This window comes from Ensifer sp. 4252 (assembly GCF_050434565.1).
Classification (GTDB): domain Bacteria; phylum Pseudomonadota; class Alphaproteobacteria; order Rhizobiales; family Rhizobiaceae; genus Ensifer.
On the sequence record NZ_JBNDIU010000006.1, the window covers coordinates 11154 to 30372 of the forward strand.

Consider the following 19219-nt stretch of genomic DNA (forward strand, 5'->3'; position numbering starts at 1 on the left):
CAAGCAATCCTCCGCGAATGGCCGATGCGCTTCGACGCCAGACCGCCGGAAACCGATTTGTATCCTTCTGTAGCGCGGCCGCCAGCGCCTACATGCCGGTACAATTTCCCACCTGATAGGAAACATGCGGGATACGTCGCGCCGACCAGATGCCAGTCCATGCTGGTCAAGGCACATCGCCGTCCAGAGCCCGATCAATCGGTTCAAAGGAAACGATGATGACGCTTCTTATCATTGCCTATCTCGGCGGCGCGCTGACGATCCTCAGCCCGTGCATCCTGCCTATCCTGCCCTTCGTCTTCGCGCGCGCCGAACAATCCTTCGTTCGAAGCACGCTGCCGATGCTTGCGGGCATGGCCATCACCTTTGCGCTTGTCGCCACGCTGGCAGCGGTCGGCGGCAGCTGGGCGATCCAGGCCAACGAATATGGCCGCATCGCCGCGATTGCGTTGCTTGCGGCGTTTGGCGCGAGCCTCCTGTCACCGCGGATCGCCAATGCGCTTTCACAGCCCGTCGTCGATCTTGGCAACCGCTTGATGAAGGCCACCGGCCATGGGCGTGCGACGCCCGATGTGGCCGGTTCGTTTGTTCTCGGAATCGCGACCGGCCTGCTCTGGGCCCCTTGCGCAGGGCCGATCCTTGGTCTGGTCCTGACCGGCGCGGCGCTGCAGGGCGCCAACCTTGGCACGACATTCCTGCTGCTTGCCTATGCTGCCGGTGCGGCCACCTCGCTTGCCACAGCCATGTTTGTCGGCGGAAAGGTCTTTGCCGCCATGAAGCGTTCGCTCGGCATCGGCGAGCGCGTTCGCCAGGTCCTGGGTGCTGCGGTTCTGGCGGGCGTTGCCGCGATTGCGCTCGGCCTCGATACCGGTCTGCTGGCCCAACTTTCCTATGCCAGCACGGCATCCCTGGAACAGAGCGTGCTCCAAAGGCTTGATACCAAAGCGTCTGGCGGACCACTCTCCGAGGCTGCCGACAAGGGCGTGGACGTCGCGTCAGCCGATACGACGCGCCCCTTTCAAAGCAACCTGCCCGTCGAAGGCGTTGCACCATCGCTTGATGGAGCGGTGGAGTGGCTGAACTCGCCGCCGCTTACCACGGAAGCCTTGCGCGGGAAGGTCGTGCTCGTCGATTTCTGGACCTATTCCTGCATCAACTGCATTCGCACCGTGCCCTATGTCCGCGCCTGGGCGGAAAAATACCGGGATCAGGGCCTCGTCGTCATCGGCGTGCATGCGCCCGAGTTCGCCTTCGAAAAGAAGATCGGCAACGTCCGCAAGGCGGTCGGCGATTTCAACATCGGCTATCCCGTCGCCATCGACAACGACTACCGCATCTGGCGCGCCTTCGAGAACAGCTACTGGCCAGCCCATTACCTGATCGATGCCAAGGGACAGATCCGCTACCATCATTTCGGCGAGGGCAATTACCCCCAGACGGAGAGGGCCATCCAGGACCTGTTGCGGGAAGCCGGCAGCGACATGGCGGCGAGCGGGCCGGTAGCGCCCGAGACCAAGGGCGCTGAACTCGGTGCCGACCTCAGCAATATCGGCTCAAGCGAAACCTATCTCGGTTACCAGCGCGCGTCGAACTTCGCCTCCAACGAGAGCCTGAGCGCCGATGCGGCCCGCACCTACACGATCGCCGAACCGGGTCTCAACGAATGGGGCCTGTCCGGCACCTGGACCGTAGGCCCGGAACAGGCGACGCTCGATGAGCCGGGAGGCGGCATCGCCTCGCGCTTCAGCGCCCGCGACCTGCATCTCGTTCTTGGGCCTGGTGCGGACGGAAAGCCGGTCCGCTTCCAGGTGACCATCGACGGCAAGGCTCCGGGCAGCGACCACGGCGCCGATATCGACGCCGACGGAAACGGCACGGTCACGGCGACCAGGCTCTACCAGCTGGTGCGCCAGGCCGACGACGTCTCGGCGCGCAGCTTCAACATCCGCTTCCTCGATCCGGGCGTTCAGGCCTATGCCTTCACCTTCGGCTGAGACCGCGAGACATCTTCAACCCTGCGAACCACCATCAACCCGACAAGGAGTGAAATCCATGAACCGTCATCTTTCCATCCTCGCGCTCGCCCTCTTCACCAGCGCCATTGCCTTTGCGGCCGAGGCCGCCGAGGTCAAGAATATCGTCATCGTTCACGGCGCATTGGCCGATGGTTCCGGCTGGCGCCAGGCAACGGAAATTCTCGAGAAGCGGGGCTATGACGTGACGATCGTTCAACAGCCCATCACTTCGCTGGCGGATGACGTTGCTGCCACAAACCGCGTGCTCGATCTGCAGGATGGCCCGACCTTGCTCGTCGGACACAGCTATGGCGGCATCGTCATCACCGAGACCGGCAACCGTGCCGATGTCGCCGGTCTCGTCTATGTCGCGGCCTTCCAGCCCGACAAAGGTGAAAGCCTGCTGAGCCTTGCCAGCTCCAAGCCGGCGGGCGGCATGAACATCAGGGAGACCAAGGACGGAAAATACCTCTATCTCGACCCCAGCGCTTTTGCCGCCGATTTCGCTGCGGACCTTCCAAAGGAGGAAGCCGCGTTCCTCGCAAAGTCGCAGGTATTTGCCGCCAAGGAGGCGTTTTCGGCAAAGGTCGGCGATCCTGCCTGGCGAACCAAGAAGAGCTGGTCGATCGTGGCGACGGACGATCGCTCCATCAATCCCGATCTCGAGAGCGACATGGCAAAGCGGGCGGGCAGCGACGTGACGGAGATCAAGGCGAGCCATGCGGTCTTCGCCTCCCAACCGGAGATGGTTGCGGACGTCATCGAAAAGGCTGCCAAACAGCTCGGCCAGTAAGTCGATGAGCGGCAGCCGACGCCCGAAGGCGCGGCTGCGGCCAACAAGCCGGTCCGGGCGCAGCGGCCGGGGCCGGCATTCCTTCACCTGTTTGGGAACCCGAACGCCTCCAGGCCGTTAGTTGGGATCGACAAAACGAGGGCAAGGATATGAGCTTCGATCAACTCGTTCCCGCGTCGGATCTCGCAGCCAAGGGCAAGTCGCCCTTCCCCGGCGAAACGGCGGAATACAGACGTGCACGACAGGCGCTGCTGCGCGAAGAAATCGAGTTCCGGCGGCAGATGACGCGACTGGTTGAACTGCGACGGTCGTTGCCGGATGGGCCAACGATTGAAAAGGATTATCGCTTCAAGGATGCCAATGGCAACGATGTCTGCCTGCTCGACCTCTTCGGCGACAAACAGACACTCGTTACCTATTTCTGGATGTACGGGCCACAGCGTGCGCGGCCCTGTCCGATGTGCACGAACTGGCTTGGCGCAGTAAACGGCAATGGCGCCGACATCAAGCAGCGCGTCGCGTTCAAGATCCTCGGCCGCAGCCCCGTCGAACGTCAGCTCGCATTTGCGCAGGAACGGGGCTGGCGACACCTCGATTTCGTCCAGACCGTCGGCGACGACTATGCCGAGGACCTCGGTCTCATCAATGCCGACGGAAGCGAAAATCCGGCGCTTTCCGTCTTCAAACGTGACGGCGACGCTGCCAGGCTTTTCTGGGCAAGCGAGATGACGATGGAAATGGCCGACCCTGGCCAGGACCCGAGAGACGCGCCTGACATCGCTTCGCTCTGGTCGATGCTGGATCTGACGCCAGAGGGTCGCGGCACGGACTGGTATCCGAAGCTCAGCTACTGACGGTCGCAGCGAGACAGATTAGATTGACTGGGCCCGCGGTCATTCGTTGTGGCAGTACATGACGCTCAAGAGCGTTGATCGCATCGATGTATTCTCAACTCCGCAAGATTTGTCTGCCCGTTCGTGCAAGCCTCCTCCTTATTGTGAGCGGAGAGGGCACAAACATGCGTAAAGATCTGCCGCAGAGCGAATTGCGGACCGATACCGGAATGGACGAGTTCAGCATGACGAGCCCGGCCATTCCGACCGCTGTTGCCGAGGTGCTGGCGCAGCATGCCGAGCATATACGAACGCGCCTCGTGCAGGTTCGCGATCTCATCTATGTCGTTGCCGCCGAGACCGAAGGCGTCGGGCCGCTGACAGAAACGCTCAAATGGGGAGAGCCGGCCTCTCTTACGCAAGCAAGCAGAGCCGGAACGACCATCCGGCTCGGCGTCGCCAAATCCGCGCCCGAACGATGTGCTGTGTTCTTTAATTGCAGGACGACGCTCATCGAAACCTTCCGCATTCACTTTGCCGATGATTTCACCTTCGAAGGCAATCGCGCCATCCTCATCCCCGCCTCCGGCGATTTGCCGAGAGAACCGCTGGCGCTCTGCCTGCAGGCAGCACTCACCTATCATCGGCGCGCGGCGATGTTGCCGAGGACCTGGCCCAAAACCTCGACGAACTGAGGAAGCCGCCGAGTGCTTCAGTTTTCAAGCAGCGGTCGGCAATCGTTCGCGATGCCCCGGCGCCATGCTCTTGTCGGCGAAGGGCTTGGCCGGCGACGATACACGTCTCGCCCGCCGCAAACCGCCTCGCTCAGACGATGAAGCGGATGGCGCGCTGGATTTCGAAGAAGTCCTTGGCCTCGAAACGCAACGTGCGTGCCGCGACATGCTCGACATCAGGATACCAGCTGCCACGATAGGCCTCGATCGGCGTCGTGTATTCGACGATCAGTTCAAAATTGTCGGCGAGTTTCGGCAGGCAGGCCTTCAGATCACCCGACAGCGCCTTCTCCACCCCCTCGCGAATGGCCGCAACCGAGGCCTTCGGCGTGAGCGATCGGGTCGCCGGGCCGAAACCCTCGCTGGTCGCAACGGTGCCGATGCCGGAAGCGATCGCCTTGGCCTCCGCACACATACCGGCGTCGCCGGAGAGGAACGCCGAGGGCACGCCGTAACGTGCAGCGCAAAACGCGTTCAGCGTGAATTCCGACGCCACTTCGCCATTGATCAAAAGCCGCGACACCGTTCCGGTCAGCGTATGGGCGAGCGGGTTGGTGTCAGTGCCGGCCTTGTTGTGATAGCCGGTGTAAAGCGCTGCCGAAAAGCTCTTGTCGATGCCGAACATCATCAAATCCGGGTGACCGCTCCAGCCCCTGACGATGCTGACATAGGCTGGCAGTTTCGACAGGATCAGATTGCGGGCGGTCGAATGCGCGTCCTTGACAACAACTTCCTTGGCGCCGGCCGCCTTTGCCCCTTCGCAGGCCGCCACCAACTCGTCGGTCATGTATTCGCGGAATTCTTCGTATTCCGCGTGGCCCTTCTTGGCCTCGTCCCAGGCGGTGATCCCCGCGGTGCCCTCGATATCTGCGCTGATGAAAACCTTCATGTTCGTTCTCTCATCTCTCAAAGAAGCTCGGCCATCGACTGCAAAAGCCGATCGATCTGAGCCGGGGAATGTTCGGAAAACACCGCGAGCCGCATTGTCGGCACGTCGGGTGCGTCGGAATAGCCGCCCGCCTGCTGAACCCGGACGATGATGTCGCGTTCGGCAAGACGGTCGCGAAGCTGCTCGAGATCGGTCACGCCCTTGACGGTGACGATCGGCACCGGCGTATCGGCGACCTCGAAGCCAAGCGCCCGCAGTCCGCCGCGCACATGCTTGATGTTGCGGGCGAGATTGGCGCGCTTTTCCGGCGTCGTTTGCAGCACGCGCAACGATGCGGCGGCCGCAGCCGCAAGGCCGGGCGGCGCCGGCGAGGCGCCGCGCATGATCATCGCGTTGCGGGCGATTTTTTCCCCAAGGGCAGCATCGCCGGGAACCACGCCGCCGAGCGCGCCGAATGCCTTGCTCATGGTGCCAGCGAGATAATTGCCCTCGCCTTCGAGCCCGGCATGCTGCAGCGAGCCGCGGCCGGTCTCGCCGAGAACGCCGACGCCGTGAGAATCATCGATGCACAGCAGCGCGCCATCATACGGAGCCATCGCCTGCCGATAGTCTCCGAGTGGCGCGAGCTTGCCAGAGGACGGGAATACGCCGTCCGTCAGCACGGCCGGCCGCTCGCCCGGCTTCACATGTTGTGACAATTGCGCGGCCAGATCGTCGGGATCGGCATGGCGAAACTCGTGGATCCGCTTGTCGAGCGTCGGGATTGCGTCGCGGGTGCTGTAATGCGTGGCGGAATCCATCAGGATGACGTCGAAATCGTCGCGCAGTCCCTGCAGCAACACCATCGGACTGGTGTAGCCGGAGATCATGTAGACGACCTCTTCCGTGCCGAACCAGTCGCGCAGCCGCTCCTGCAGGTCGGCATAGACCTGCATATGGGCGAGCGTACCCGGCCCCATGCCGAACCGCCTCGTGGCGTCGCAGGCCGCCTCGATCACCTCGGGGTGGCCGTGCAGGCAGAAGTAGGACGTACCGCAGTAATAGTCGACCTCGCGCCCGCCGATGAACATGCGGGCGCCGAGCGGCGATTCCATCCTGATCGGAGCGGCCATGATCCGGCTCACGCCGCTTCCGCCTGGGACGGGCTGCGCCGTTCCAGGAACATCGGCCCGACGCGAATGCCGCGTTTGCCGTTGTCATCGACGGCGTCGAGTTCGAGGATTTCGTCCTCGTAGAGCCGGCCATGCATGCGGAAGCGACCTTCTTCGACCGGCTCGCAGGTGTGAGTGCAGAAGTACTCGATCAGGCACTTCAGCCCGCCATGGCTGTAGGTCAGGTAGGTGATGTTGAAATCCGGCCCGTATTCGCCGAGATGCGGCTTGATTGCGTCGGGCACGGTCTCGTCGCCGGGTGCCTCGATTCGTGTCCAGCTGGCATCCTTCCAGACGAGCTTGCCGGCTTCGGGGAAGGAGAGGTTCATATGGGCATAGTCCGCGCCGCGCCCGTAGATACGGCCGTCGATGACGAAGTCGCTGCCGGCGACCGGGCGGATCTGGTGCGGCACGCCCTCGCCCATCAGATAGATCTTGCCGTCCTTGGATTTGACCTCGACGATCTCCTTCGTGGCGTCGTCGCGGTAATAGCCTGGCAGGGTCTTGAACTGCACCTCCGAGATCTCCGGCCGACGCTGGATCCGCTCCGGCATCTTGCCCATCTTGCGTTCGGCAAGAACGATGCGCACGCCGTCGACGCCGAGCCGCGAAGCAATCTGGTTGGCAAAATCAAGGGTCGCAAAGATCAGCACGCCGACGCCGGCAGCCGGAAGAAGCATCATCTGCGAGGCGTAGCCGTAGACGGCGCCACCATGGCCGACGGAGGTCCAGCCGTCGACGTCACCGGAGCCGAAGCATAGGCCGTAACCGTTGAGCGTCTTGTCGTGGCCGGCCGGACGTTTGCCGAACGGCGCCCACATTTCGCGCAGCGAGGCCGGCGAGATGACGGAATTGCCTTCTGTGTCGAAACCGCCGCGAAGCAGGCACTCGGCGTAACGCGCCATGTCGCCGGTGGTGGAGAAGATGTTGCCGGCCGGCGAACCACCGAGGCTGAATACAGGCGCCGGCGTGTCGCCGTCGAGCGTCCACATGTCGGCGGGCGCAAGTCGCTCGCGGATGCCGGGCGCCATGCCGCAGGACGAGTTGTCCATGCCGAGCGGCGTCAGGATGTTGGCGGCGACATAGTCGGAATAGCTCTGGCCGGTGACCGTCTCGATCACGCGACCGACCACGGCGATGCCGGCATTGGAGTAGTGCATCACCCCGAGGCTCGGGTCCTGCTTCAGGGTCGAGCTTGCGAGCTCATTGACCGTATCTTCGAGCGGCGGACGGGTGGCATCGAGATAGTGGCCGCTCTTCGGCTCGCGCACCAGGCCAGCCGTATGGGTCATCAGCTTGCGCAGGCTGATGACCGAGCCGTACGGGCCGCCTTCGGCGCCGGCGAACGGGTTCTCGGGCTTGAAGCCGGGCAGATAGGTCGAGACATCAACGTCGATATCGACAAGCCCCTTCTCAACCAGCTGCATGATCGCCAGCGACGTGAAGGTCTTGGTGATCGAGCCGATGCGGAAGCAGGTGTCCTTGCCCATGTCGAAATGGCGGTCGTGACGCTGGACATGGCCTTCGGCAAGCACGCCGTCGCGGTCGACAAGAGCGTAGGAGATCGACGGGATCGCCTTGTCTTCGACCTCATAGCGGATCAGATCCTCGAAAAGCTCGATCGAGGCGGCAGACAGAGAGGACATCGGGAATGCTCCTTGAACCTTAAACGGATTTGGGGGTCTTAAAGGGATTGGGTCTCAATGGGCGTGGCGGGGGTCGAGCATGTCGCGCAGCGCGTCACCCACAAGGTTCCACGACAGCACGAACAGAAAGACGGCGGCGCCCGGGAACGCCAGCGTGTACCAGAACTGGAAGGGATTGCCGGGCTGGCCGACGATCCAGTTGCGCGAATAGGCGATGAACTGCCCCCAGTCGGCATAGCCTTCTTCGGTGCCGACACCGAGGAAGCTCAGCGCCGACGCCGACAGCACCATGGAACCGGTCGCCATCGTCGCCAGCACCAGCACCGGGAACATGGCGTTGGGCAGGATATGCAGCACGATCAGCCTGAGGTCGCTGGCGCCGTAACTGCGGGCCGCGTGGATATAATCCATCTCGCGAATCCGCAGGATCTCGCTTCGAACGATGCGGGCATAACTCATCCAGCCGAACGTCGTCAGTGCGATGGTGATCGGCACGATGCCCTTGCCGAGCAGCGCCGTCAGCACCATGGCGGCGATCAGGAACGGCACCGCCATGAACACGTCGACGATGCGCATCAGGATTTCTTCGGCAAGCCCGCCATAGTAGGCGGCGACGGCGCCGACGACGGTGCCGATCAGCACGGAGATCGCGACGACCCCGAGCCCGATCTTGAACGCCGTGCGCGTTCCCCAGACCACGCCGTAGAAGATGTCGTACTGGCCTTGCGTGGTGCCGAAAACGGCCTCGGACGACGGCGGCTGCGGCGTTGCCAGGAACCCGGCGCGCGGCGTGTCGTAGGGTGACAGCTGAAAGCTCTGCGGCGGCGCCAGAACAGGTGCGAAGACGGCGATCAGCACGAAGGCGAGCAGAATCACGACGCCGAACAGAGAGACCGGATTTCTTGCGAGGTAACGAAAAAACTTCATTGCGTCTTCACCCTCGGATCGAGCAACGGATAAATGAGGTCGACGATCAGGTTCATCAGCACCAGAACGACCGCGAAATAAAGGCCGAAGCCGAGGACCGCAGGGAAGTCGAGATTGGCGGCGGTCTTGGCGGCGAACTGGCCGAGGCCGGCATAATCGAAGATGGTCTCGGTGATGACGACGCCGCCCATCATCACGGCGAGTTCCATGCCGGCGATGGTCGCAAGCGGCAGAAGCGCGTTGCGCCGGGCGTGGCGCAGTTCGACGACGCGGCGCGGCAGACCCTTGGCGCGGGCGGTGCGCACATAGTCCTGGCGTAGCGTCTCCAGCATCGAGGTGCGCATCACCCGCGTCATGCTGGCGACGTTGACATAGGTCAGCGTGATCACCGGTGCCGCGAGGTGGCGCAGCGCATCGCCGAAGATCGCCAGATTGCCGTTGAGCAATGCGTCGATGGTGTTGGCGCCGGTATAGCGCACGAAGTCGCTGGAGCTGACCACGGTCTGCGCCCATTGGCTGAGCCGGCCGGGCGGAAACCAGTCGAGCGCCGAATAGAAAATCAACAGCATCAGCAGGCCGAAGACGTAGACCGGGAACGACCAGCCGAGAATGGTGAAGATGCGGATGACGTGATCCGGCCAACGATTGAGGTAGATGCCCGCCCGCGACCCCAAAAAGACGGCGAGCAACAGGCATGGAACGAAGGCCAGTACCACCAGTTCCAGCGTCGCCGGAAACAGCGACATCAGCGCGGTCGAAACCGGCTGGCGGGCAGTCTCCGACCAGCCGAGATTGCCGGTCAGGATGCCGCCGATCCAGCGGCCGTACTGGATGTAGAAGGGGTCGTTCAGCCCATACTGCTCGATCATCCGGCGGATGCTTTCCTGACCACCTTTGAGATAGTCAGGCGAGGGGGCATAGGCCGCCAGTCTCTGCGTCGGCGAAAGCGACATCTGCAGCGCGAAGATCATCAACGACAGTGCGAAGAGGACGATCGGCAGCATCATCAGTCGTCTGAGTGCGTAATTCAGCACGGTTCACACGTTCCGATTTCAGGGAAAATGAAACAGGCGCACGCCGGGCGGGTTTGCCGCCCGGCGTGCCCTTGCCAATCAGTCGTTGGCCTTGGTGACCGGGTAGAAATCCCAGGCGCCGTAGAGGATCATGTTGTCGACGTACCCATCGATGTTGCTGCGGGTGACGACGTAGCCGAAGTCTTCCCATAGGAACTGGGTGGTGGCGTATTCGTACGACATTTCCTGCAGCTTGGCGTAGATCGGCTCGCGCACTGCGGGATCGACCGAGGCCCAGGCTTCGTCGAGCAATGGCTTGAACTTCTCCGCCATCAGGTCGCGGTAGCCCTGGCCGACCATGCCGCCGACGAGACCCGTGGGCGAAAGATAGTAGCTGGCGGCACCGAGCGGGCCGCCTGGGTCGGAATAGTCGGGACCCCAGCCCATTACCGTCAGGGGTGCTGCCGGCTTTTCGCGGTTGTTGAGCTTGTCCGAAACGGAAGCCCATGGCAGCGCCTGGATCTGCATCTTGAACTTCGGGTTGATGCGCGACAGGCCCTGCTGCAACGCCGAGAGCGCCGCGGTCAGTTGCGGATAACCTTCGGTCACATAGGCCGTGAAGGCAAAGCCGGTATCCCAGAGCTTGCCGCCGAACGCCTTCTTGAAGTGTTCCTCGGCCTTGGCGGGATCGTAGCTGTAAACAGGCGAATCCGGGCGATAGCCCATGATGCCGCGCACCGTCGGCCCGCGTGATTGCACGGTCTTGCCGAGCAGCACCTGGGTAAGGAGCGCATCGTAGTTCTGGGCATAGTTGAAGCCCTTGCGCACATCGATGTCGGCGAAGAAGTCCGGCGGAATGCCGGCACCGTCGAGCTTGCCGCTACCGATGGCCGGATTGTCGTTGTCGTCGAGCGGCCAGGCGAAGAAGACGCCGCGCGAAAACACCTTCTGCAGGCCGTCGATGACCTTGACGCCCTCGGTCTTGCTGAGTTCGTCGATGAATTCCACGGGTGCAGTGACGAAATCGGCGTCACCGGACAGAAGCTGCAGCCGCCGCGTCGTCCATTCCGGAACGGTGCGCATCACCACCCGCTCGAGCTTGGCCGGCCCCATGAAATAATTGTCGAAGCGCTTCAGAGTGATGCGCCGGTCGGTGCGGTCCCATTCCTCGAGCATGAACGGGCCGGTGCCGTTTTCTTCGGCAAACAGCGGATTGGCGCCGAGTTCCGGACGGTAATGGGCCTTCCAGGTGTCACCCGAGCCATCCCAACCGCCGACCGAAGCAACCCATTCCTTGTCGAGAACCGAGGTGCCGAAGGGCAGCGCGATCACGCCGAGCGTAGCCGGAAACGATTTTGGCAGTTTCAGCGTGACATTGTCGCCGTCAACGACGATCTGCGAGGCGAGCTGGTCATAGACCTTGCGCAAAACCTCGGGGCTGGCGTCATTGATGGATTTGACTTCGCCTTCGGTTTCGACCCACTTGGCGATGTCGGTGTACTTGCCGGCGGTGATCACCTCGGTGATCGCGTTCGACATCCACGACTGGCCTTGCAGAATGGCGCGCAGCAGCGAGTAGCGCACGTCTTCGGGCGTGATCTGGCCGTAGCCCGGCTCAATCGTCGCCTTCTGGGCGTCGGTCAGCTTGTCGTAGTATTCCCAGGTGACCTTGCCGTCGGCGCCCTTGACGCCGACCTTGTGGGCGAAAACGCCCTTGCGGATTGGGAAGGTATAGCTCACCGAGCCATCGTCGGCCTGCTTGATCAGGCCGTTTTCAAGCGAGGGCACCTCGGTCGAAAGCGACGGCACGAACTCGGAAATCTTCGAGCCGTTGAAGTTCAGCAACCGGCTGTAGATGTTGAGCGAGCCGTAGGAGCTCGGCGTGTTGGCGATATAGGCCGGATCGAACGACTGGATGTCGTCGGTCCACATGAAGACGAAGGTGCCGGGGTTCTTGGTCTCGGCCATAGCGGGCGCAGCCGCGATGCCGAGCCCCAGGCAGAGGGCTAGGGCTAAGGTGCGTTTCATCGTTGTTCCCATTTGGTGGAGGCGGAAGTTTTCTTCTCGTTATAGGAGAGGCTAGAAGAGCGCTTGCAGGTCTGTCCAATGTGTAGTTAGGATAGACTATGCAAAACACGCATGAGGGCCGGCATGGAACTGCAATGGCTTGAAGATTTTCTGGAAATTGCGGCCACGCGGAATTTCTCCACGGCGGCGACGGCGCGCAATATTTCCCAACCGGCCTTCAGCCGGCGCATCAAATCGCTGGAGAACTGGATCGGCGCTGACCTGATCGACCGCAGCACCTATCCCGTGCAGTTGACGCGCGCCGGCACGATGTTCCTGCCCGGCTGCCAGCGGCTCGTGCGGGAAGCCTACCGGCTGCGCACCGACTGCCGCAATGTCGCCGGCGAAAGTTCGGCCATGCTCACCTTCACTTCGCTGCATACGCTGGCGATGTATTTCTTCCCGAAATGGATCGGCTCGCCGCTGATCTCGCGCATGCCGCTTCGCACCAGCATGCATGCCGCCGACTTCCTCGAAAGCATCGACCATCTTTGTTCGGGCCAGTGCGATTTCGCCATCACCTATGTTCATCCTGATGGACCGCCGGTGCTGGAGGGTGGCCCGTTCGAATCCCTGCAGATCGGCAAGGATCGGCTTATCCTCGTCTCGGGAACCGACGATAGTGGCCGGCCGCTCTTCGACATCGACGGGCCTGAAACGACGGAAATTCCCTACCTCGCCTATTCCTGGAGCGATGGTTACATCGGCAAGCTGGCAACGCTCATCCAATCGCGCTGGCGCCGCCCTCTCAACCTTAGCACCGTCTACCAGTCGGGCCTTGCCGACGGCCTGAAGCACATGGCCGTCGCCGGACGCGGCGTCGCCTGGCTGCCACAGATCTGCGTCGCCGAGTCCATGCGGCAGGGGCGCCTTGCCCAGATCGGCGGCCAGCAGATGTCCCTGGAATTGGAGATTCGGATCTTCCGGCGCGCAGGCTCCGGCAGCCATGACAGCGACGCCCTTTGGCAGCACCTGAAACAATGCGCCGCCCTGCCCCAGTACAAGAACGATTTCGACGCCGCCAACGACGCGGCGTGAGGCGTCGATCCGTCCCAAATTGCGTGTGCAGTGCGATATGCGAAGACAGGCGATACAATGCGCAACGCGCATAGTTTTGCCTGCCACAATCGTGACACATTGATTTTATTCGCTTTTGCCGATGCAGCTGTCCCACCGGATCAAAGAGAGCAGCTGCAGCGAAGCAGCCGAGCACGGCAACCGCTCCCCTCGCCCATATTGACAGGATGCGACCTCGTTGCGAGACCTGAGGACACAACGTCCCCTCGAAATCGGGTCCCTGTGCTGATGCTCCTGTCCAAATCCGCGACGCCTGAACTGCCTGAAGATGTCATCCTTTCCGTGGAGGATCTCGAAGTCTCCTTCGCCGCCGGCACCAGGGCGCAGCTGCGCGCCGTGCGCGGCGTCTCGTTCCAGATCGCCCGCGGCGAGACGGTGGCGCTCGTTGGAGAATCCGGGTCCGGCAAGTCCGTCACAGCCATGACCATCATGCGACTGACCGAATATGACGGCGCTGCGATCACCGGCGGGCGGGTGCTGATGCGCCTGAAGGACGGCAAGGTCGCCGACCTCGCCAAGCTCTCGGACAAGCGGATTGAGGCCCTTCGCGGCGCGGATATCTCGATCGTGTTCCAGGATCCGATGTCGAGCCTGAACCCGGTCTTCACCGTCGGCGACCAGATCGCCGAGGCGGTGATCCATCACCAGAACAAGACGCCGCAGGAGGCACGCCAGATCGCGCTCAACACGCTGAAGCTAGTTCGCGTGCCCGATGCAGAACGCAGGCTCGATCAGTATCCCCACCAGCTCTCCGGCGGCATGCGCCAGCGCGTCATGATCGCGATCGCGCTTGCGTGCCGCCCTTCCCTGATGATCCTCGACGAGCCGACGACCGCGCTCGACGTGACGATCCAGGCGCAGATCCTCGATCTGGTGCGCGCCCTGCAGCACGAGATCGGCATGTCGGTGATGTTCATCACCCATGATATGGGCGTGGTTGCCGAGGTCGCCGACCGCGTCTGCGTCATGCTCAAGGGCGAAATCGTCGAGGAAGGCTCGGTCTACGACATCTTCGCCCAGCCGAAACATGCCTATACCCGCGCCCTGATTTCCGCCGTGCCACGCCTTGGCAGCATGGCAGACAAGGACGCACCGGAGAAATTCCCCTTGCTGGTGTTCGAACCCGAGCGTGCGCTCGCAGAGGTGACAGAATGAACGCGTCCGCCCCGGTGAAGGAAACCCGCAAGCCACTCGTCTCGGTGCGAAATCTCGTGACGCGCTTCGATCTCAAGGCCGGCCTGTTCGGCCATGTCTCCGGCCGGGTGCACGCGGTGGAGAACGTCTCCTTCGACATCTTCCCTGGTGAGACGCTGGCGCTTGTCGGCGAATCCGGTTGTGGCAAGTCGACCGTCGCCCGCTCGATCATGCAGCTCGACCGGCCGCGTTCGGGCTCTATCCGCTTCGACGGGACCGAGTTGATCGGAGCGCCGCGTGCCGTGCTCGCGCGCTTCCGACGCGACGCCCAGATGGTCTTTCAGGATCCATTCTCCTCGCTCAACCCGCGCATGACGATCGAGCAATCGCTGATGGACCCGATGCGCGTTCACAAACTAGGCTCGACCGATATGATGCGCGCCCGCGCCGCCGAGCTCCTCGCCAAGGTCGAGCTATCGCCCGAGCACCTCGAGCGCTATCCGCATGCTTTTTCCGGCGGCCAACGCCAGCGCATCTGCATTGCCCGCGCGCTGGCGCTCAGCCCGCGCCTGATCGTCGCCGACGAGGCCGTCGCCTCGCTCGACGTGACGATCCAGGCGCAAGTCATCAACCTGCTCATGGACCTGCAGCGCGAAATGCAGATTGCGCTTCTTTTCATTAGCCACGACATGGCCGTGGTCGAGCGCATCGCCCACCGGGTCGCGGTGATGTATCTCGGCGAGATCGTCGAGATCGGCGATCGCCGCTCGGTGTTCGGCAATCCGCAACATCCCTATACCCGCAAACTCCTGTCGACCGTGCCGATCGCCGACCCGACGCGCCGTCCGGAAGGACGCCAGCCGATGTCGGACGAAATCCCAAGTGCGGTACGCGCACCGGACTTCGTGCCCCGTGAACTGCCGATGCATCAGATCTCATCGACCCATTTCGTAAGGCAGGTCGCAACCGGCTGACAGCCCAGCAACTCCCTCTTCAAACCAGAGCAATCCAAAATGACCACTTCCGAAGTGACGGTGGCGGCTGCGTCCGCTGTCGGCAACGCGACCGCCAAAATTGACAACAGTGCGACCGAAACAACGGCCACAGGCTACTCGCGCCCGGCGGCCGCCGAACGGCCGACGCCGTATATCGAGGTCGATGAGGTACGTCTTGCCCGTAACATGCGCGCCATGCAGCAGCGCGCCGATGCGGCCGGCATCTCGATGTTTCCGCACGTCAAGACGCACAAGAGCCTCTATGTGGCGCGCGAGCAGCTGGCGCTTGGGGCCCGCGGCATCACCGCATCCAAGCCGAGCGAGGCGCTGGTCTTTGCTGAAGCGGGGATCCCGTCGATCATCCTTGCCTATCCGATCGTCAAGGCACAGTCACTCGACCGCCTGCTGCCCGCAGTGAAAGCGCGCGGCACGCAGCTGCGGACAATCGCAGCAAGCAGTGCGGGCGTCGATGCTCTCGCAGAGGCCGCCGAGCGCCACGGAGTCGAGATCGGCGTTTTCCTCAAGGTCGATGTCGGTCTCGGCCGCGTCGGCGTCAAGCCGAACGATCCGTCAGCGCTCGAATTGTGTGCCCGGATCGCGACGACCAAAAGGCTGCATTTTGCCGGCCTGCTGTCCCATGCCGGCCATTCCTACGCTGCGGCAAGCCCACAAGATCTCGCCAAGGTCGCCCGCGACGAGGCGGCGGACCTTGCCGGTCTCGCCGGCCGGCTTCGGGAACGCGGCATCGCCGTCGAATGCCTTTCCGTCGGCGCGACACCGACCTGCCTCGGGGCACCATTGCCACAAGAGATCGACTGCATGCGGCCCGGCAATTACGTCTTTCTCGACGGCACAGCGCTTCGGCTCGGCATCTGCACTGCCGACGATCTGGTGCTTTCGGTCGTCGCCCGGGTCGTCGCGTCCAACGACAGTCATTTCATCATCGACGCCGGCTCGAAATCCATGAGTTCCGACCGCGGCGCCCACGGCATGGGCGGCGCCGGCTTCGGAACCGTCGTCAGTGCCGAGGGCAATGGCGAAACCGGCATGTGGACGCTCGAGCGGATGTCCGAGGAGCATGGCTTCGTTCCCGTTTCGGGGCGCGCCCTGCCGCTCGGCAGCCGGGTGCGAGTCTTCCCCAATCACTCCTGCGCCTCGATCGCCAACTTCGACCACTTCACGCTGCGCCACGCCGATGGCGAGGCGACGACGTTGCCTGTCGATGCCCGCTCCTGCCAGACCTGAGGGTTTGCGCAGCGCTTGGATACATTGCCACCGCGCATGATCTGCGCGGCGCCCAGCGCGGGCAAACGCTGAAGGCGAAGGTTCGCCTCCAGCCGGTGGAGCCTGGCGTGAGGTGCGACACCTCCACCTCTAGGGATCGGCTCCGCTCTCAAGCGGCCCCAGTTGGCGGAACGCCCGCTTCCAGTACATCAGCGGCAAACGCTCTTCCGTTTCGCCGTGCTGGATTGCCGCGGTAAACAATACGTGGTCGCCAAGCGGCAGGCGGTCACGCACCTGCGCCGCCATCCAGACCAGCGTGTCATCGATCCGCGGCAGGGCATGCTCCTCGCACCAGCGCGTATCCGCGAAACGATCGATGCCAGGTGTTGCGAAGCGGCGAGCGATGATCTGCTGGCAATCGGCCAAGACATTGATGCCGATGGTCGTGCCTGCCGTCAGCCGCTGCAGGAGGCCGGAGCCCTGTTTTATCGCGAACATCAGCAACGGCGGGTCGAGAGACAGCGCATTGAGGCTGCCGACCGTCGCCCCGTAGCGGTTCTGGCCACTTCCGACAGTGATCACCGCTACGGAAGTCGGCATGTGGCCGAAAAGCGTCTTGAAGGTCTCGACCGTGGAGACCGGATGTTCGCTGCAGTCACCATTTCTGAGACAGCGGCGCCGGCCCCTCCAGCGAGGGAAACAGCGGCAGCACCTCCTCCGCAAGTTCCTGGATGATCTCGCTCGCCGGACGCTCCGCAAACTGCATGCCCAGTGCCGCATGGTTGACGCCGGCGCGCTGCCATTCGCCGAGGAGGTCGATCAACCCCTTGCGTCCTGTCTTCAGCACGAAGCCGCCGAGAAGCGGGGTCCGTGGGAAATTGGGATCGTCGACGAGATCGAGCCATTCATTGGTCATATGCGGCCGGAAGCCGCCGCCGGGGATCTGGTTTCGCCAGGCGAGAATGTTCTGGGCCAGTCTCTTCGGGCCCTCCGGGATATGTGTCGGCTGCGGATAGGTCAGCCAGCCGTCGGCATGCTCAGCCACCCATGACGGCGACTGCCGGCTCGAGCCGGTGATCATCAACGGGATGCGGCCGGTGGCAGGCTTCGGCAGGAAGTCGACACCGTCCATAGTCCCCAGGCTCGACCGGATCGCCGGGCGCCCCGGCGCGATCAGCTGGCGAAAATACGCGATCGTCTCGGCAAAGCGCTCGCCGCGACCATCCATGTCGAGGCCATAGGCCGGGAACTCGACCGGCCGGTCGCCGGAGGCGATGCCGAGGACGAGGCGTCCACCGGAGAGGCGGTCGATGGTGGTTGCGGCCTTGGCGAGATCGATCGGATGGCGCAGCGAAAACACCGCACTGCCAGTCGCCAGCGCGACCCTTTCGGTTCGCGCTGCGAGGTAGGACAGATAGGTAAAGGGGTCGAAGAGCTGGCCGGCATCGCCGAAGTTCGGGTCGAATAACGGCACATCGCGGACCCAGACTGCGGCAAAGCCGCGCCGGTCGATCTCGGTGACGAGATCTGCCTGTCCTTCCAGCACGCTCATATCACCGCGATAGAAGCGAAGCGGCAGAAAAATGCCGACAGTCAACCGCTCCGGCGCGAACATGCGCCGATAACCGGGGTGACCAGCAAAGGCGTCGGATGACGCGCCGGACAGAAATGGCGTCTGATGCGCCATGGTGGCTGCAATGGTCACGGTATTTTCCTTTCAGATTGATGTCAGGGTCCGGTCGCGGGAACCGGCAGAGCGACGCCGCGCTGGACCGCCGGCCTCTCGTAGACACGGGCATGCCAGCCGGCCAGCTGCCGGTGACGAGTAAAGTCGAAGCCGCAGATCACGGCGATACGGGTCCATCCGAACGTAGCGATGTCGGCAATCGAATAGTCGTCGCCGGCAAGCCACGGGGCATCGCCAAGGCGGGCATCGAGCGTCGCGAAAATCTCCTCGCTCAGCCGGCGGTAGCGCTCGATGGCCGGCGCCGATTTCGTCGTCGCAAACATCTCGAAATGCACACGCTGCCCCAGGATCGGCCCCATGCTCGCCGCATGAAACTGCAGCCATTGGATCGCCTGCCACCGGGCTTTCTCCTCTTTCGGCAAGAGGCGTCCCGAGCGCTCGGCGAGATAGAGCAGAATGGCCGCGGATTCGAACAGGGTGATGCCGGTCTCGTCATCGGTGATGACCGGGATGCGGCCGTGTGGGTTGAGCCTGAGGAATTCGGGACGCCGGTTTTCACTGTCGTCGATCTTCACGTGATGAAGGCGGTAAGGCATCCCCAGCTCTTCAAGCGCGATCGTCGCCTTGAAGCCATTGGGCGAGGCGTCGGTGTAGAGATCGATCATGCGCGCCGCCGCGACGAAAGACGGTCGTCACCGTCGTTTTCGGGGAAGGCGATCCTGACGGAAGCGCAAGAGAGACTATCTCCGGGCGCAAGCCATTCGCCATCGCTGAGCGAGAATCGGGACAGGGTCTCAGGACCGTTGTTTTCATGCCATCATCGTGGGCGACGGGAGGAGTGTGAGCTGATTGGAAGCGCCGCCAAGGAGAAAACTAGGGCATCCGAGTGCACCGAGGGAAACGATGATACCTGCCATATGAATTTAGATTTACTAAATATTGAAATTGGCGGCGCCGATACGGTCGGCAGCAACACCCGCGCGATTGTCTAGCACTAAGACGACTTAAGTGATATTGCGTGGGATCGTCGCTCC

The 19219-nt window shown here is 62.9% G+C and carries 17 protein-coding genes; 8 read left to right on the forward strand and 9 right to left on the reverse strand.

The features are described from left to right. Positions 1-218: 218 nt before the first annotated feature. From ABIE33_RS14430 to ABIE33_RS14445, 4 genes are all read left to right on the forward strand, one after another. Positions 219-1994, forward strand: a complete 1776-nt coding sequence (locus tag ABIE33_RS14430) for a cytochrome c biogenesis protein DipZ (protein ID WP_429126013.1) — start codon at positions 219-221, stop codon at positions 1992-1994. Between the two features lie 58 nt (positions 1995-2052). Next, positions 2053-2808 (forward strand): alpha/beta hydrolase, encoded by a 756-nt coding sequence (locus ABIE33_RS14435; RefSeq protein WP_429126015.1) that lies wholly within the window; start codon positions 2053-2055, stop codon positions 2806-2808. Positions 2809-2957: 149 nt separating this feature from the next. Further along, positions 2958-3662, forward strand: a complete 705-nt coding sequence (locus ABIE33_RS14440; RefSeq protein WP_429126017.1) for a DUF899 family protein — start codon at positions 2958-2960, stop codon at positions 3660-3662. A gap of 164 nt (positions 3663-3826) precedes the next feature. Continuing rightward, positions 3827-4336 carry a DUF1801 domain-containing protein gene (locus tag ABIE33_RS14445; protein WP_429126019.1) on the forward strand — a complete coding sequence of 170 codons (510 nt, stop codon included), beginning with the start codon at positions 3827-3829 and terminating at the stop codon, positions 4334-4336. A gap of 130 nt (positions 4337-4466) precedes the next feature. On the opposite strand, the gene ABIE33_RS14450 is transcribed toward ABIE33_RS14445, so the two are convergent. The 6 genes from ABIE33_RS14450 to ABIE33_RS14475 form a co-directional block, all read right to left on the reverse strand. After that, the gene (locus tag ABIE33_RS14450; protein ID WP_429126021.1) at positions 4467-5264 is read right to left on the reverse strand and encodes a M55 family metallopeptidase; all 798 of its coding nucleotides are present in this window, start codon (positions 5262-5264) and stop codon (positions 4467-4469) included. A gap of 17 nt (positions 5265-5281) precedes the next feature. Next, entirely contained in the window at positions 5282-6388 is a 1107-nt protein-coding gene (locus tag ABIE33_RS14455) for an aminotransferase class I/II-fold pyridoxal phosphate-dependent enzyme (protein ID WP_429126023.1), read from the reverse strand. Next, the gene (locus ABIE33_RS14460; RefSeq protein WP_429126025.1) at positions 6385-8061 is read right to left on the reverse strand and encodes a serine hydrolase domain-containing protein; all 1677 of its coding nucleotides are present in this window, start codon (positions 8059-8061) and stop codon (positions 6385-6387) included. The genes ABIE33_RS14455 and ABIE33_RS14460 overlap by 4 nt, the downstream gene beginning before the upstream one ends. Before the next feature lie 54 nt (positions 8062-8115). Beyond that, positions 8116-8988, reverse strand: a complete 873-nt coding sequence (locus tag ABIE33_RS14465; RefSeq protein ID WP_429126027.1) for an ABC transporter permease — start codon at positions 8986-8988, stop codon at positions 8116-8118. Then, positions 8985-10022, reverse strand: coding sequence for an ABC transporter permease (locus ABIE33_RS14470; protein ID WP_429126029.1), 1038 nt, complete (start codon positions 10020-10022; stop codon positions 8985-8987). Before ABIE33_RS14470 ends, ABIE33_RS14465 begins: the two co-directional genes overlap by 4 nt. A 78-nt stretch (positions 10023-10100) precedes the next feature. After that, complete coding sequence (locus ABIE33_RS14475) at positions 10101-12029, reverse strand: ABC transporter substrate-binding protein (RefSeq protein WP_429126030.1); 1929 nt, start codon at positions 12027-12029, stop codon at positions 10101-10103. Positions 12030-12152: 123 nt separating this feature from the next. On the opposite strand from ABIE33_RS14475, the gene ABIE33_RS14480 reads away from it, so the two are divergent. The 4 genes from ABIE33_RS14480 to ABIE33_RS14495 all read left to right on the forward strand — a co-directional run bounded on the left by ABIE33_RS14480 (position 12153) and on the right by ABIE33_RS14495 (position 16519). Next, positions 12153-13106 (forward strand): LysR family transcriptional regulator, encoded by a 954-nt coding sequence (locus tag ABIE33_RS14480; protein ID WP_429126032.1) that lies wholly within the window; start codon positions 12153-12155, stop codon positions 13104-13106. A 267-nt stretch (positions 13107-13373) separates the two neighbouring features. Then, positions 13374-14300 (forward strand): ABC transporter ATP-binding protein, encoded by a 927-nt coding sequence (locus ABIE33_RS14485; RefSeq protein WP_429126034.1) that lies wholly within the window; start codon positions 13374-13376, stop codon positions 14298-14300. Continuing rightward, complete coding sequence (locus tag ABIE33_RS14490) at positions 14297-15253, forward strand: ABC transporter ATP-binding protein (RefSeq protein WP_429126036.1); 957 nt, start codon at positions 14297-14299, stop codon at positions 15251-15253. The genes ABIE33_RS14485 and ABIE33_RS14490 overlap by 4 nt, the downstream gene beginning before the upstream one ends. 39 nt (positions 15254-15292) lie before the next feature. Next, positions 15293-16519, forward strand: coding sequence for an alanine racemase (locus ABIE33_RS14495; RefSeq protein ID WP_429126038.1), 1227 nt, complete (start codon positions 15293-15295; stop codon positions 16517-16519). A gap of 129 nt (positions 16520-16648) precedes the next feature. Here ABIE33_RS14495 and ABIE33_RS14500 read toward each other — a convergent pair whose 3' ends face one another. The 3 genes from ABIE33_RS14500 to ABIE33_RS14510 are packed head-to-tail and all read right to left on the reverse strand — an operon-like array spanning position 16649 to position 18850. After that, complete coding sequence (locus ABIE33_RS14500) at positions 16649-17098, reverse strand: flavin reductase family protein (RefSeq protein ID WP_429126040.1); 450 nt, start codon at positions 17096-17098, stop codon at positions 16649-16651. A gap of 55 nt (positions 17099-17153) precedes the next feature. Next, complete coding sequence (locus ABIE33_RS14505; RefSeq protein ID WP_429126042.1) at positions 17154-18203, reverse strand: LLM class oxidoreductase; 1050 nt, start codon at positions 18201-18203, stop codon at positions 17154-17156. Between the two features lie 23 nt (positions 18204-18226). After that, on the reverse strand, positions 18227-18850 hold the full coding sequence (locus ABIE33_RS14510; protein ID WP_429126044.1) for a glutathione S-transferase family protein: 624 nt from the start codon (positions 18848-18850) through the stop codon (positions 18227-18229). Positions 18851-19219: the final 369 nt, after the last annotated feature.